At 62.8% G+C, this 14224-nt stretch carries 13 protein-coding genes; 5 read left to right on the top strand and 8 right to left on the bottom strand.

Annotation, left to right across the window (positions count from 1 at the left end; genetic code table 11):
- Window positions 1-225 precede the first annotated feature (225 nt).
- From P3T43_RS33545 to P3T43_RS33535, 3 genes are all read left to right on the top strand, one after another.
- A complete protein-coding gene (locus P3T43_RS33545; protein WP_429285297.1) occupies window positions 226-1260 on the top strand; it encodes a hypothetical protein in 1035 nt (344 codons plus the stop codon).
- A 256-nt stretch (window positions 1261-1516) separates the two neighbouring features.
- On the top strand, window positions 1517-1915 hold the full coding sequence (locus P3T43_RS33540; RefSeq protein ID WP_429285296.1) for a phage baseplate assembly protein V: 399 nt from the start codon (window positions 1517-1519) through the stop codon (window positions 1913-1915).
- 215 nt (window positions 1916-2130) lie between these two features.
- Window positions 2131-2745 (top strand): LysE family translocator, encoded by a 615-nt coding sequence (locus P3T43_RS33535; protein WP_429285295.1) that lies wholly within the window; start codon window positions 2131-2133, stop codon window positions 2743-2745.
- A gap of 1 nt (window position 2746) precedes the next feature.
- On the opposite strand, the gene P3T43_RS33530 is transcribed toward P3T43_RS33535, so the two are convergent.
- Window positions 2747-4156, bottom strand: a complete 1410-nt coding sequence (locus P3T43_RS33530; RefSeq protein WP_429285294.1) for a PLP-dependent aminotransferase family protein — start codon at window positions 4154-4156, stop codon at window positions 2747-2749.
- A 191-nt stretch (window positions 4157-4347) separates the two neighbouring features.
- Between P3T43_RS33530 and P3T43_RS33525 the strand changes: the two genes are divergently transcribed.
- A complete protein-coding gene (locus P3T43_RS33525) occupies window positions 4348-5676 on the top strand; it encodes an aspartate aminotransferase family protein (RefSeq protein WP_429285293.1) in 1329 nt (442 codons plus the stop codon).
- 152 nt (window positions 5677-5828) lie between these two features.
- Here the strand turns inward: P3T43_RS33525 and P3T43_RS33520 are convergent, their stop codons facing one another.
- The 4 genes from P3T43_RS33520 to P3T43_RS33505 form a co-directional block, all read right to left on the bottom strand.
- The gene (locus P3T43_RS33520; protein WP_429285292.1) at window positions 5829-6803 is read right to left on the bottom strand and encodes a nucleoside hydrolase; all 975 of its coding nucleotides are present in this window, start codon (window positions 6801-6803) and stop codon (window positions 5829-5831) included.
- A gap of 106 nt (window positions 6804-6909) precedes the next feature.
- Entirely contained in the window at window positions 6910-7323 is a 414-nt protein-coding gene (locus tag P3T43_RS33515) for a cytidine deaminase (protein WP_429285291.1), read from the bottom strand.
- Window positions 7324-7384: 61 nt separating this feature from the next.
- Window positions 7385-7723, bottom strand: a complete 339-nt coding sequence (locus P3T43_RS33510) for a hypothetical protein (protein ID WP_429285290.1) — start codon at window positions 7721-7723, stop codon at window positions 7385-7387.
- Window positions 7724-7786: 63 nt separating this feature from the next.
- Window positions 7787-8308 (bottom strand): DUF6496 domain-containing protein, encoded by a 522-nt coding sequence (locus P3T43_RS33505; protein WP_429285289.1) that lies wholly within the window; start codon window positions 8306-8308, stop codon window positions 7787-7789.
- Between the two features lie 157 nt (window positions 8309-8465).
- Between P3T43_RS33505 and P3T43_RS33500 the strand changes: the two genes are divergently transcribed.
- Complete coding sequence (locus P3T43_RS33500; protein WP_429285288.1) at window positions 8466-8717, top strand: hypothetical protein; 252 nt, start codon at window positions 8466-8468, stop codon at window positions 8715-8717.
- Window positions 8718-8803: 86 nt separating this feature from the next.
- On the opposite strand, the gene P3T43_RS33495 is transcribed toward P3T43_RS33500, so the two are convergent.
- From P3T43_RS33495 to P3T43_RS33485, 3 genes are all read right to left on the bottom strand, one after another.
- Window positions 8804-10012, bottom strand: a complete 1209-nt coding sequence (locus P3T43_RS33495) for an ABC transporter substrate-binding protein (protein ID WP_429285287.1) — start codon at window positions 10010-10012, stop codon at window positions 8804-8806.
- Between the two features lie 63 nt (window positions 10013-10075).
- Window positions 10076-13705, bottom strand: coding sequence for a molybdopterin cofactor-binding domain-containing protein (locus P3T43_RS33490; RefSeq protein ID WP_429285286.1), 3630 nt, complete (start codon window positions 13703-13705; stop codon window positions 10076-10078).
- Window positions 13702-14208 carry a (2Fe-2S)-binding protein gene (locus tag P3T43_RS33485; RefSeq protein ID WP_429285285.1) on the bottom strand — a complete coding sequence of 169 codons (507 nt, stop codon included), beginning with the start codon at window positions 14206-14208 and terminating at the stop codon, window positions 13702-13704. Before P3T43_RS33485 ends, P3T43_RS33490 begins: the two co-directional genes overlap by 4 nt.
- Between the last annotated feature and the right edge of the window lie 16 nt (window positions 14209-14224).

Here is a 14224-nt window from a genome sequence, read left to right as displayed (position 1 = left end):
ACCGTGCTCTTTCTCATCGCCGGCAAACTCGATTTCTCCAGCTTCAACCCGCATGCCTCGTGAGCCGCATTACCCACACAATTTTCAAAAGAGCCACAAAGAATCTCATGGGAATACCGAATGAGTCGGTTGTAACTTGGAAAGCTATACTTTACCGGCCGGATGTCCAGCCGCGACCAGTGCATTAGGCCATCCTTAGACCCTAAGAAGGAATTGATACGGGGAATGTCTATGTCTGATTTGTTGGATACTCCTGCAGCCCGTGACTGGGTACGCGGCGCAATTCGGCGTCGCTCAAAGGGAATATTTGGAGAGATTGTGCCCGCAGTGATCTGGTCAGATACGCGAGGTGACGACGGCGAACTCTTGGTTTCCGTCGATCCCGCAGAACTAGCAGCCAGAATCAACACTGATCCTTGGATCCTTCTCCACAATCACGATCCAGGAAGACCAATAGGACAGGTTCTTGAAAGTGCAAACTTCGAGAGTGAAAGCGGCAGAAAGTTTGTTGTTGCCGTTTTGGGGTATTACGCGGGTGGCGAGGTACTGGACTTCCGCGGATTGGGCCTCTATACAAGAGCATTAGCGGCGGCGCCGAAAACGCTCCCCGTGTTGCCGGATAACGTTTGGATTCAGATCGCGACGGACTCAAGAGAAGTGGAAACGGCGTGGCTGGATCTGGTCACAAGCAATGCTCCACTTCGGGTCGAGCGCACAGAGGCTTCGCACAACGCAGCAGACTCCGCACAAGAATTGATCAGGGTTGGCCTTGTCTTTCTGGCCCTCGTCTGGAATCCGTACGTCACCTCGATCGCTTCTGAGGCTGGCAAAGGCACCTATGCCGCCATCAATGGGTGGCTGCGGAAGTTACTCGAAAGGTTGGCTGATCTGCGTCAACCGATACTTGAAATCCAATCGCACCAAGATGGCTGCCAGGTATCGTTCGTATTGCGAGGTAAGGACGTGACGCAGCACTATGCGGCGCACGACGCACTATCTACTACGGCTGCGCAAGCGGCGCAATTGGTTGCGAAGCTGAAAACACGCGGAGTGCCGGCGCGGCAATTAGTCTATGAATTCGATAGAGAAGCACTTAGGTGGTTCCCATCATATGCAGTTCTAAACGACGACAGGATCATAACCGACAACAGTGCGCTCATCGCCATCGAGCAGCTACCGGCGGGTTTGAGCCTTGGATTTGGTCGCGGAGAGTCGCTTCTGCCAGTGGTCAGAGCGGCTCATCAATCCGATGACCGATAGATCCAGTGGCGTAAGTACCGAATAAATCATTTCAGGCGTACACGGCCGTCGGAGCGCCGCGGCCCAGCCAAACATTGAATAGTCGTCACCCCTGTTACTTGCAGCGTGATCGATCTGTCTTGTTTTCAGATGCCGCACCACGCGACGATGCAACCGCAAACTTCTGACAAGCACTAGCTAGCCCCAATCAATATACCCGAGGCGCGGACAAGCGCGCCTCGATGACTCGCGCGTGCTTGCTCGGCATCATGGAGCAATGGACGCTAACGAATCGCAACGCCAATTTTTGAACGGATGCCGCAAGGGCACCGTACTCTCTGTCGAAGGCGTGCACTGTCGCGTTTTGACCGGCGACCTCACTACCGATTGGATCCAATGGTTTGCGGTCTACGCCGGTGAATCGAGCGACTGGCTCGCGCCGCCTATCGGCGAAGGCGTAATGCTGCTTTTCCCGAGCGGCAATCTGTCGCTAGCCGCCGCGCTGCAAGCTTTCAATTCCAAAAATTTCCCGCCGCCGACCACCGGCGCCAACGAGCACTTCCGCAAGTATCGCGACGGCGCGCTCGTCGAATACGACTTCGCAGCTCATTCGCGCACAGCCAATTTGCCCGCCGGCGCGACCGTGCTGATCGTCGCGCCTAGTGCGGTCAAGTGACCAGTCACCTCTGCGCACCTCCAGTCTCATTAATGCTGTCGTAAATCTCACTATTAATGGCGCGAATCTCACTATTACTGTCGTCCGAAGGCGCCCCGTACAGCCTGATCCGACCCGCGTCCCATCTGTACCGGACACCATCATTCAATCTGTACCGTTACTGTACCGGCCTTCGTCGATAGACTGCTTTAAAATGCATCGACACAGGAGCCCCCATGCCTTTCGAATCCCTCAGCGCGTTGCCCGCCGGCATCCTGTTTGCGCTCGTCACCACCATCACGCCAGGACCGAACAACACCATGTTGCTCGCCTCGGGCGTCAATTTCGGCTTTCGCCGCACGCTGCCGCATCTGTTCGGCATTAGCCTCGGCGTCGTGGTGCTGATGCTGGCGGTCGGCTTCGGTCTCGGCGAAGCGTTTCAGCGTTTTCCGGTGTTGTACACGGTGCTGGAAATCGCCAGCGTCGCCTATCTGCTCTATCTCGCGTGGAAAATCGGCACCTCGGGCGAGGTCAAGCTGCGCAACGGCGAACGCCGGCCCATGAAGTTTCTCGAAGCGGCCGCCTTCCAGTGGGTCAATCCGAAAGCCTGGATGATGGTGCTGACCGCCGCCACGACCATTCATGTCAGCGAGAGCTTCAGTCACAACGTCCTGTTGATGGCCCTGCTGTTTTACGTGATCGGTTTGCCGTGTATCGCGCTGTGGGCGGGTTTCGGCACGGCCATGCGGCAAGTGCTCGCGGATCCGAAGCGCTTGCGCATCTTCAACGTGGTGATGGCGCTGTTGCTGGTCGCAACGCTGTATCCGATCGCGGCACGTTTGCTGAGCTAGCTCACGCCTCGCCGACCCGCTCGATAAAACGCCACAAGGCGTCATCCGTCGAATACGGTGCGTTGAACCGGAACCACGCGCTGGCCGCGTCATCCGGTCTGAAATAAGAACCCGGCGCAAGCCAGATGCCGTGCGTGAGGGCCGCCGTCGCCACCTCGCCGGCACGTCCGGGTTCAATGGGCAGACGCGCCCACAGAAATAGCCCCGCACGCGGCCGGTGAAATAGTTCCAGCCCCAGCGTGTCGAGCCGCCCTTCCACTACCGCATGCGCGGCCTTGAGCCGCTCGTACACGTCCTCCACATGACGAGCGTAGCGGCCTTCGAGCAGCACCTTGTCGACGATCCGTTCGATCGTCTCCGATGAAGTCAGCCCCACCGCCATCTTGGTACGCGCCAGTTCGCGCAGGACGTCGCGCTCGGCCACCACATAGCCGCAGCGCAGCGCCGGCGTGACCGTCTTCGAGAATCCGCCGACGTAAAGCACGCGCTGCAAACCCTCCATCGCCGCAAACAGCGGCGCGCCCGGCGGCGCGAGTTCGCGGCTCACGTCATCCTCGATCACCCACATGCGCGCGCGCTCCGCGATCTGCAGCAGACGGAAGGCCGCGGCCATGCCGAAGGTCGCACCGGTCGGATTCTGCAGCGTCGTGTTGACGAAGATTGCCTTCGGGCGATGCGTCGCGACCAGCGTTTCCAGCACCTCCGTGTCGACGCCGGCCGGCGTGCGCGGCACGCCATACACCACCAGCCCCGCCAGCTTGAGAATCTGCAGCAGGTTGCAGTAGCCAGGATCTTCGACGAGCACCACGTCGCCGGCGCGCAGCAGCGTCCGCACGATCAGATCGAGCGCCTGGGTCGCGCCCTGCGTGAGCAGCACGTTCGACACTTCGACCGGCAAGCCATGCCGGTCGAGCTGCCCGGCAATCCGCTCACGCAGCGGCGCAAAACCGTAGGGATGGCCGTAATCGCCCATGCGCGGCCCCGGCACCCGGCTCAGCGCCCGCAGCGCCTGCTGCAAGCCGTTTTCGTTGATCCATTCGTTCGGCAGCCAGCCGCCGCCGGCCTTGATCGGCACCGAATGGTCGGCAAACACGTCAGACAGTAGCCAGGTCGCGGTCAGACTGGGCGGTTGCCAGTCGGTCGCGCTGGCGCGGGCGGCCTGCGCGCGCGCCGCCACCCGGTATCCGGAGCCGCGCCGGGCCACCACCAGACCCATTGAAACCAGACGGTTGTAAGCCTCCGTCACGGTAAACGTGCTCAGGTCATGGCTCGACGCCAGTTGCCGCACCGACGGCAGCAGCGCGCCGGCCCGCAGCGACTGCGCCTCGATGGCGCCCGCAAAGCCTTGCACCAGCTGCTCAACGAGCGTGGGCGCGGTGCGGCGGTCGCGTTCCAGTTCAAGTTCAATCATGGCGAGGGTCGCAATGGGGCCAACGGGATGAAGTGCGGAACGCTCAAACGACCAACACAGTTTCAGCAACTTCGCCTGTACAGTTAGCAGCGCAGTGCATCAACTGTTTATGTGCGCCATTTAACCGCGGACGCTACAGTTTCGCAACGCCCCGAAGGAAGACCCTTGGGGATCACTTCGAGGAGAAAGCCATGAATTCGCGCCCCGTCATCGACGATCTGTCGTCGTTCTGGATGCCCTTCACCGCCAACCGCCAGTTCAAGGCGGCGCCGCGCCTGCTGGAATCGGCCAAGGGCATGTACTACCGCACGACGGACGGACGCGAGGTACTCGACGGTTGCGCTGGCCTGTGGTGCGTGAACGCCGGCCATAGCCGCGACGAAATCGTCGCAGCGATCACCCAGCAGCTTTCCACGCTGGACTTCGCGCCGACCTTCCAGATGGGCCACCCGCTCGCCTTCCAGGCGGCCACCAAAGTCGCCGAACTGATGCCGGCCGGCCTTGATCGGATTTTCTTCACGAACTCGGGTTCGGAGTCGGTGGACACGGCGCTGAAGATCGCGCTGGCGTATCACCGCGCGCGCGGCGAAAGCCAGCGCACCCGTTTGATCGGTCGCGAACGCGGCTATCACGGCGTAGGCTTCGGCGGCATCTCGGTTGGCGGCATCGCGCCGAATCGCAAGACCTTCTCGGGCGCGCTGCTGCCGGCAGTGGATCATCTGCCGCACACCCATAATCTCGAACAGAACGCGTTTTCGAAAGGCCAGCCTGCATGGGGCGCGCATCTGGCCGACGAACTCGAGCGCATCGTGACGCTGCACGACGCCTCGACGATCGCGGCGGTGATCGTCGAACCGGTGGCCGGCTCGACGGGCGTGCTGGTCCCGCCGCAGGGCTATCTGCAGAAGCTGCGCGACATCTGCACGAAGCACGGCATCCTGCTGATTTTCGACGAGGTGATTACCGGCTTTGGGCGTCTGGGCAAGGCGACGGCCAGCGAGTATTTCGGCGTCACGCCGGATTTGCTGACCATGGCCAAGGCCATCAACAACGCCGCCATTCCGATGGGCGCGGTGGCCGCTAGCCGCACGATTCACGACACCGTCGTCAACGGCGGCGCGCAAGGAGCGATCGAACTGTTCCACGGTTATACCTACTCGGCGCACCCGGTCGCGGCTGCCGCCGCGGTGGCCACGCTCGATCTGTATCGCCGTGACGACCTGTTCGGCCGTGCTGCCTCGCTCGCGCCGGCCTTCGAAACCGCGGCGCACGCGCTACGCGATGCCAAACACGTGAAGGACATTCGCAATCTCGGCATGGTCGCCGGCATCGAACTCGAGCCGCGCGACGGTGCACCGGGCGCGCGCGCCTATGAAGCGTTCGTCAAATGCTTCGAGGCCGGCGTGCTGGTCCGCTTCACGGGCGACATCCTCGCTTTCTCGCCGCCGCTGATCATCGACGAGGAGCAGATCCAGCATATCTTCAAGACCGTGCGCGACGTGCTCGCCACCCTTCAGTAAAGACGCAACGGGCGGCGGCATCGTGCCGCCGCCTGAATCGGGCACGTCTCATGACCGGGCGTGCCTTCTATTCCCACAAGTCGTGTTCACGTGGCTACGCTTTCGTGAAGTTCCCGTTGCATCACGCTTGCCGCCGTGACTGATTGCTTGTCCTAAGCAACACTTCCGACGATCGTGTCGAAGTAAAGCTTCAGGAAACCTTCCACGTCGACATCCACGCACACGTCCTGCCGCGTCGAATTATCCCAGTCCGGCGCAGGCACGCCCATGGTCTCCGGCTTCTGGATGGTTTGGCCGATGGCGATGCCGTCCACGACCACCCGCACGGCCCCGCGCCGGATCTGATAAAGCTCGGGCGCCACCAGATAGGCGACCGCCGACGAATCGTGGACGTAGATGCCCTGCACACCTGAACTGTCGATATGAAACTGTTCGTACAGCCGCGACACGTCCCAGATAAACTGCCCGGCCTCGCCGCCCTGCTGACGGATGCGATCAAGGTAAGCGGTGTGCATCACGGCCTTTTGCGTGACGTCCAGCCCTACCGCAGTGACCTTCCAGTCCGCCGCAAATACGCGATCCGCCGCGTCGGGATCCGCTGAAATATTCGCCTCTGCACACGGGCTCACATTGCCCAATACGCCGTTGATGCCAAACGCGCCACCCATGATGATGACCTGCTGGACGAGGTGCTGAATCTCCGGATCTTCCTGCAACGCCAGCGCGAGATTGGTCATGGGCCCCACGGCGATCAGATTGATCTCATGCGGGTGCTGGCGAATTTCGTCGATGATGAAGCGATGGGCCGGCCGCGCATCTAGCCGCGCGAGGCCGTCGTCGGCTAGCGCGGGAAGCGCGATGTCGCCGAGGCCGTTGTGCCCGTGAATGTGCGGAATCGGTTCGGGCGTCGCGCGGCGCAGCGGCTTTCCCGCGCCACGCGCCACCACCACTGAGGGATCCGCAAACCGTTCGACCAGATAAGCCGCGTTACGGGTGGTGGTTTCGATCGTCGCATTACCGAACACCGAGGTCACGCCGATCAGTTCGATCTCCGGATGAAGCGTCTGAAACACCAGCGCCATCGAGTCGTCGACACCGGGGTCCGTGTCGAAAATTACCTTATGCATGATTGGTTACTCACATTGTTCGGTTCGGTTCGATTCGGTTTGGTTCGGTTCGATTCGGTTTGGTTCGGTTGGCTGCGGAGAGAAAGCCGCCGCGTCACGCTTGCCGTCACGCGACAGACGCGCCGTCCGGCTCCAGATAAAACGCGCCCGGCAGCAGCGCGCCGGCGCTGGTCACTTCGACCTCGCCATCCAGGTTGCTTAGCACGACTTCAAGTCGCGGCGAGCCAAGCTCGATCATCACCTGGCGACACGCGCCGCATGGCGCAATGGGACCGTCGGTTTTGCCGATCAAGGCCAGCGTCTTGAACTGCCCCGGACGATAGCCCGCGGCCACTGCGCTGAAAAACGCCGTACGTTCGGCGCAATTGCACAAGCCATACGAGGCATTCTCGACATTGCAGCCGTGGAAAAGGGTGCCGTCGCTCGCTTCCAGCGCCGCGCCCACCAGAAAGCCGGAATAAGGCGCATAGGCACGCTCGCGCGCTTTGCGTGCTTCTTCTATCAACTCTTCGTGTTTCACTACCCCTCCGCATCAGGATCAGGAAGTCGCGGGATTCGCATGCGCTCACGCGTCGATACGTTCACTCGATCAGGCCGTACACCGCGAGCGGCGCCGTCGTGGCGGTGTCGGCCAGCGTGAATGCTGCCTCGATCTCAGCGGCCGCGTGCAGTGCTGCTGATTGATCGCGATCATGAACCCGCGCCAGCGGCACTCCCGCCTCGACGTATTGTCCGACTTCGACGAGGTCTGTCAAACCGACCTGATAGTCGATACGGTCATCGGCGCGGCGCCTGCCGCCGCCCAGTTCCACCACCGTCAGACCCAACGCCCGGCAATCGATGCGCGTGACATAGCCCGCCTGCGGTGCGGCAACCGCGAGCGTGACCTCGTGCAGGCGTGCCGGGCGTCTGTGTAACACATGGAGTAACAAGCGGTTTGGGCGGCAGCATGGTGCCGCCGCCCTCGGCCTTCGAAGCACACTTCAATGATGTGAGCGCGCGGCCCGCGTAGGAGCGGCCTTCTTCGCCGCGGCCGACCGACCGGCCGCGCCCTTGGTGCTGGCCGCCTTCTTCGCCGCCGCCGAACGGCTCGCGGCCGGGCGGCGCGCGGCTGCCGTCTTGGTCTGTTTCGACAACGCCGCGCCCGATGCGCCCTGGCCGCTTTCGCGCTTGAGCGCCGTGGTGGCAGCACGGGCACGCTTCGCCTTCGATTCGGAGCTGCCGCTTTTTTCAGCGGCTTTATGCTGGCCCGCAGCGTTGTCCTTGGCGGCCTTTTTGCGGGTCGCCTCGCTGGTCGTACCCTTCTTCGGCGCCTTCAGATCGACACCGGCGCGGCGTGCTTTGGACAAACCAATCGCGATCGCCTGTTTGGCGGATTTCACACCCAGCTTGCCCGCGCGCACGCGGTCGACTTCCTCCTTGACGAATTCGCCGGCCTGGGTGCTAGCGGCTTTGCCGGCGCGCTTATCGGCCCGGGCACGGCGGATGGTTTTCTGTTCGGGCATGACAGTCCTCCAGATTGAATGTAGGCCTGCATTCATGCAGCAACCGCTGTGCCATGGGAAAAACCGCTCAACCCGTGCGGCATCCGCGCGGACGGCGTATGGTTGCGATAAGTGCCGGTGCCTTGGCTCCGGTTGTCCGGTCAACCGGGAGAAGCGTATGAAGACATCCAACTTACGCGTAGGCGTCCATATTGAAGGAGTCCATTGGGTCGCCGATTATGCCGAGGACGTCCACGAGATTCGTGTATTCCGCGAAGGGCAGGAAGTGGATGTGCACAACGCACCGTCGACGCTGTTCGGCGACGAGGAGAACGCCGGCGCGAAAAGCCGCGCCGATCACCGCACGGCGGAAGCGGCCGTGCTCGCCTATTTGCGCCGCTTTGTGATCGAGCACGACGCGGAAGAGTAGCGCGGGCGGCGAAATCGCGACGATTTCGCCAGACCCGGATTGGAGCGCACGCTACCGATAAAGCTTAGCGTGCCTTAACATTGGCCTCAGTCAGCCGGACGCAGCTTCTTCACTTCGGCGTCCGACGGCTGCACGCTCGCGCCGTCGATATAGCGGTACGACGTCATGACGCCCTTGCCGTCCTTCACGCCGGTCACACCCACAAAAGCGCCCATGGTCGACTGGTTGTCCTGCGCGCGATACGTAATGGGTCCAAACGGCGTATCGACGTTCAAGCCCTTGAACGCGGCGGCGAGCTTGTCGGGATCCGTGGAGCCGGCTTTCTTCAGACCGTCCGCAATCGACATCAACGCCGAATAGCCCACTACCGAGCCGAGTCGCGGATAGTCGTGATATTTCGCCTGATACGCGTCGACGAATTTCTTGTTGGCGGCCGTATCGATGGAATACCACGGGTAGCCGGTCACGATCCAGCCGGTCGGCGCTTCGGCACCGAGCGGGTCCAGATAGTCCGGCTCACCCGTCAGCAACGAAACCACGCTGCGATCCTTGAAGAGCCCGGTCGTATTCCCCTGACGTACGAATTTGCCGAGATCCGCGCCGAACAGCACGTTGAAAATCGCGTCCGGCTTGGCATCGGCAATGGCCTGCGTCACCGCGCCCGCATCGAGATTGCCGAGCGGCGTGGCCTGATCCGAAACGAACTCGATGTCCGGCTGCGCGGCCTGCATCAGCCGCTTGAAGGTCGCCACCGCCGACTGACCGTACTCGTAGTTCGGATACACCAGCGCCCAGCGCTTTTTATGCAGCTTGAGGGCTTCCGGCACCAGCATCGCGACCTGCATGTACGTGGAGGGACGCAGACGGTACGTGTATTTGTTGCCGTCGGCCCACACGATCTTGTCGGTCAGCGGTTCGGCGGCGAGGAAGAACACGTGCCGCTGTTTGGCGTAATCGGCGAGTGCCAGGCCCGTATTCGACAGAAAGCCGCCGAACAGCAACTGCACGCCCTCGCCGGTGACCAGTTCCTGCGCGACGCGTACCGTATCGCCCGGATTGGCGTTGTCGTCGCGCGATACGACTTCGAGTTTCTTGCCGAGCACCCCGCCCGACGCATTCACCTCGTCAAGCGCGAGATTCCAGCCGTTCTTGTAGGGGCCGAGAAAAGCCGGTTGAGCCTTATAGCTGTTGATTTCGCCAATCTTGATCGTCTCCTGGGCCGCAGCCCCGAGCACCGTCAGCGAGAGTGCCAACGAGACACTCAGACGAGAGATCCATCCTGCGCGTGGGGTCATGCCTTTCTCCGTTATCAGTGGGATTGCGGGAATGCGAATGTGCTACCTGGCGAATCGAAGCAGTCAATCGGCGCGCGGCGCCGCGCGAATGCGCGCCACCGTCGCCTCGACGTCCTGCCACGCGGGCTTGCCGCCGGCAAACTGTTGACGCAGGTACGCAACCAGTTCGGCCACCTGAGCGTCATTGAAACTGTCGCGATACGCAGGCATCGTACCGAGTTCGGGCCGCGCAGGCGAGCCGATGCCTTCGAGAATGACGCGTATCAGGTTGTCGGGCGCCGCACTATGCAGATTCGTGTTGAGCGCCAGCGACGGATGCGCGCCAAATAGTTGCGGCCCGGTGCCGGTGTGATGGCACGCCGCGCAGGCGCCGTCGAACAGCCGCGCGCCGAGACCGGATGCCAGCGGCGTCGCCACGCTGGCCGCTTCATATTCCCGCGCCAGCGCTTGCGGATTTGCATTCGCCCCGGCTGGGTTGAGCGAGGCGAGATAGTTCGCCATCGCGCGGATGTCGCTATCGGGCAGGTGCGCGAGTTCGCTGACGACCGGACCCATCGGACCGGCTGCCACACCGTGCAACGGCGCGTGACCGAAGCGCAGATAGCTGAACAGTTCGTCTTCGGTCCAAGGTACGGGTGCGTTGGACAAGGTGGTCAAGGCGGGCGCTTCCCAGCCTTCAGCCATGCCGCCGCCGAGAAATGCTGAACCGCTTTTCTCGGCGCCGAAGGCATTACGCCGCGTGTGGCACGCACTGCAATGACCTAGGCCGTTGACCAGATACGCACCGCGATTCCATTGCGCCGTTTGCGTCATATCCTGCGTGAAGGTATTGCGCTTCAGAAACAGGCTGTTCCATGCAGCCATCATGGGCCGCACACCGAACGGAAACGCCAGCTTCGTTTCCGGCGGACGCGAGCGTACCGGTGTTTGCGCCATCAGGTAAGCGTAAAGGGCTTTCAGATCGTCGTCCGAAACGTTTTTGAATGACGTGTACGGAAAAGCGGGGTACAGGTGCCGTCCATCGCGATGAATGCCTTGGCGCATCGCACGCACGAACGCCTCGAACGACCAGTTGCCGATACCTGTCTGCTCATCCGGCGTGATATTCGTGGTGTAGATCGTGCCGAATGGCGTATCGAGTGCGCGACCACCGGCGTTCGGCACACCATGGCGCGCGGTATGGCAGACGGCACAATCGCCGAGCGAAGCGAGCAGCTTGCCGCGCGCGATCAACTCCGGCGCAAACGCCGACGCGAGCGGCGGCGTGATCGGCGCAATGGGCTGCGGTGCAAAAGACGCCACACTCAGCCAACCCGCGGTCCCTGCGGCCAACGCGCCCAGCAAACCGAAGCGCCAGCGCTTTTTCCTGCGTGCGACGGCTGCCGCGGCCGCCTCTTGTGCAGGACCATCCGCAAGCGCCGCACGGATCACCTCCGGGGTAAAAGGCGGCCGGCGAAAGCGCACGCCGGTTGCATCGTAGAGGGCGTTGGCAATCGCCGCCGCACCCGGCAGCGAGGCCGATTCGCCGGTGCCCATGGGCGGCTCGCCGTGGCGCGGCATCATCACCACTTCAATGACCGGCACCTCGCGGAATGTCAGGATCGGATAAGCGCCCCACTCCTGGCTCGTGACTTCGTTCTTGCCGAAGGTCACGCGCTCTTTCAACGCGCGGCTCGTTGCCTGGATCACGTTGCCGTGGATCTGGTGACGCACGCCCTCAGGATTGACCATCGTTCCGGTATCCTGACCGACTACCACACGCGTGACGGCCAGTTCGCCGCTCTTGCGGTTGACTTCGATGTCCGCCACCCACGCCGACCACGCTGCGCCGAAGCCGGGGAATTTGCTGTGTACGTAACGTGCGTATGCAAAGCCTCTGCCGCGCGCGATGTCGCCTTCGGGTTCCGCTTGTTGTTCATGCCCGTCGCCTGGCGCGACATTGCGCGGCTGCCAGCCGGCCTTGTCCGCGACGGCCTTGACCAGATCGACCGCGCGCGGATCGATTAGATGCTGCAGGCGGAATTCGACCGGGTCGACGCCCGCTTGCACGGCCAGTTCGTCGATGAATGATTCGTGCGCAAACGTGTTGGGCAACGCAGAGACACCGCGCAACCACGATGCGCGGACAATCGGCGGCGTGTCGTCACATACGATGCGCATGGTCCGGTAATCGTAAGGCGGCACGATCGTGCGGTCACCCATTTCGAACACCTGCGGCTGCGGGGCGATTGCGCCCGTCAACAGCAACGCGAGCGTCGGTGCATCGTTGGACGGATAACGCGTCGCGAAATCGTAGCCCGTGAGCTGGCCGTCTGCATCCACCGCGCCGCGAACGTCCATCAATTGGGCCGCGCCCTTCGGCTCCCACGCGTGTTCGTCTTCGCGCGATAGTTGCACGCGCACCGGTTTGCCGACGGCACGCGACAGCAACGCCGCATCCGCGACCACGTCATCGGCACAGTTGCGGCCGTAACAACCGGCGGCCTCCATCCGCACCACTTCGATATGCGCTTCGTCCAGCGTCATGAGCAGCGCCAGATCCGCGCGCAACGAATGCGGATTCTGCGTGCCGGACCACACCTTGAGCGCGCCGTCACGATAGTCGGCCACCGCGCACGACGGTCCGATCGAGGCGTGCATCTGGAACGGCCAGACGTAGATGCGTTCCAGCGCATTGCTCTCGTGCGCGAGCGCCGCATCGACGTCGCCTTCGATCACCAGATCGCGACGCTTCGAGGGATTGGCACGCAGGGCCGCTTCCACTTCGCTGCTGCTTTCGAGCGGCGGCAAGCCCGCTACCGGCCGCCACTGCACATTGAGCCGCTTGACGGCCTGCTGCGCGATTTCCTCGCGCTCCGCCACGACACCCACAAAGTCGCGGATCACGACGACCTTGACGATACCGGGCAAGTCGCGCACGGAATCCTCGTCGACGTGCAGCAGACTGTTGCCGATGAAATCGCCTTGCGCGATGCCTGCATAAGGCGGACGCACCACCCGGCCGTGCAGCATGCCAGGGACCCGAACGTCGTGCACGAATGTCAGCTCGCCGGTGGCCTTGGCGGGAATATCGATGCGTGCCGTGCTCTTGCCGACCACGCGATACGCCTCCGCCGCCTTGACCGGCGTGTCCATCGAGAGCGTCAGTTCGATATGCCGCCCGGCGATCAGTTCGCCATAGCCGATGCCTTGCGTGACCGCTTCACCGCGGCGATACACCATCCCGTCACGCACGTCGAGGATATCAACGCTCACGCCGAAACGTTCTGCCGCCTGCTGCACCAGGAACTGCCGCGCTTGCGCCGCCGCCAATCGCAGCGGCACCGCAGCAATCTGGATCGTTGCGCTCGCAATCGTCGGCCCCTGGTTCGGCACTTCAGTGGTGTGTCCGAGCACGACCGATACGCGCGTGAGCGGCACGTCCAGTTCTTCCGCGACGATCTGCGCGAGCGCCGTGCCGATACCGGTTCCCAGATCGACGTGTCCATTGAACGCCATCACGCTACCGTCGCCGCGCACCACGAGGAAGACGTCCGCCATGGTGGGCACGTACGACGAGCGCGAGCCCGGCTGCCCGCTTGCGGGCTTGACCGGCGCCTGCGGCGGCCGCACGACCATCAGCACATTCTGTGCATCATGAAGCTGCTGGCGCGCGAGCGGCTGACGTTCGACGCTGACGTCGGGTCCGGTCATGCGCGCTCCCCTTCAAGCTCGCGGCGTTGCACGGCCAGCAATTCGGCGGCGCAGTGCACGGCGCGCAGGATCTCGACATGCGCACCGCACCGGCACAGGTTGCGCGACAGTTCGCGGCGGATCGTGTCGTCGCTGGGATGAGGGTCGCGTTCGAGCAGCGCTTTCGTGGTCATGATCATGCCGTTCAGGCAGTAGCCGCACTGCGCGGCCTGTTCCTGAATGAAGGCCTGCTGCACCGGATGGGGCGCGGCACGCGTACCCAGCCCTTCGAGCGTGGTGATTTCGTGCCCCAGCGCGACTTTCGCGGTCGTCACACAGGAACGCGTCGGCACGCCGTCGAGCAGCACCGTACATGCGCCGCACTCGCCTAGTCCGCAGCCGAATTTCGGGCCGTTCAGCGCCAGATCGTTACGCAGCAGATACAGCAACGGCGTGTCGACATCGGCACTGACGGCATGCGTCGCGCCGTTGACGTTGAGCGTGAGGCTCGCGGGGCGGTTCATGGCCGCAGCGTCGACG

Origin of the sequence: Paraburkholderia sp. GAS41 (assembly GCF_050436545.1) — a bacterium.
GTDB lineage: Bacteria > Pseudomonadota > Gammaproteobacteria > Burkholderiales > Burkholderiaceae > Paraburkholderia.
The sequence above is the reverse complement of the archived record's forward strand: the minus strand, read 5'-3'. Positions and strand labels throughout refer to the sequence as shown.

Excerpts from the sequence above, each read along its gene's own strand:
- P3T43_RS33545 (WP_429285297.1), top strand. The coding sequence starts at position 226 with ATGTCTATGTCTGATTTGTTGGATACTCCTGCAGCCCGTGACTGGGTA.
- P3T43_RS33540 (WP_429285296.1), top strand. The coding sequence starts at position 1,517 with ATGGACGCTAACGAATCGCAACGCCAATTTTTGAACGGATGCCGCAAG.
- P3T43_RS33535 (WP_429285295.1), top strand. The coding sequence starts at position 2,131 with ATGCCTTTCGAATCCCTCAGCGCGTTGCCCGCCGGCATCCTGTTTGCG.
- P3T43_RS33530 (WP_429285294.1), bottom strand. The coding sequence starts at position 4,156 with ATGATTGAACTTGAACTGGAACGCGACCGCCGCACCGCGCCCACGCTC.
- P3T43_RS33525 (WP_429285293.1), top strand. The coding sequence starts at position 4,348 with ATGAATTCGCGCCCCGTCATCGACGATCTGTCGTCGTTCTGGATGCCC.
- P3T43_RS33520 (WP_429285292.1), bottom strand. The coding sequence starts at position 6,803 with ATGCATAAGGTAATTTTCGACACGGACCCCGGTGTCGACGACTCGATG.
- P3T43_RS33505 (WP_429285289.1), bottom strand. The coding sequence starts at position 8,308 with ATGCCCGAACAGAAAACCATCCGCCGTGCCCGGGCCGATAAGCGCGCC.
- P3T43_RS33500 (WP_429285288.1), top strand. The coding sequence starts at position 8,466 with ATGAAGACATCCAACTTACGCGTAGGCGTCCATATTGAAGGAGTCCAT.
- P3T43_RS33495 (WP_429285287.1), bottom strand. The coding sequence starts at position 10,012 with ATGACCCCACGCGCAGGATGGATCTCTCGTCTGAGTGTCTCGTTGGCA.
- P3T43_RS33490 (WP_429285286.1), bottom strand. The coding sequence starts at position 13,705 with ATGACCGGACCCGACGTCAGCGTCGAACGTCAGCCGCTCGCGCGCCAG.
- P3T43_RS33485 (WP_429285285.1), bottom strand. The coding sequence starts at position 14,208 with ATGAACCGCCCCGCGAGCCTCACGCTCAACGTCAACGGCGCGACGCAT.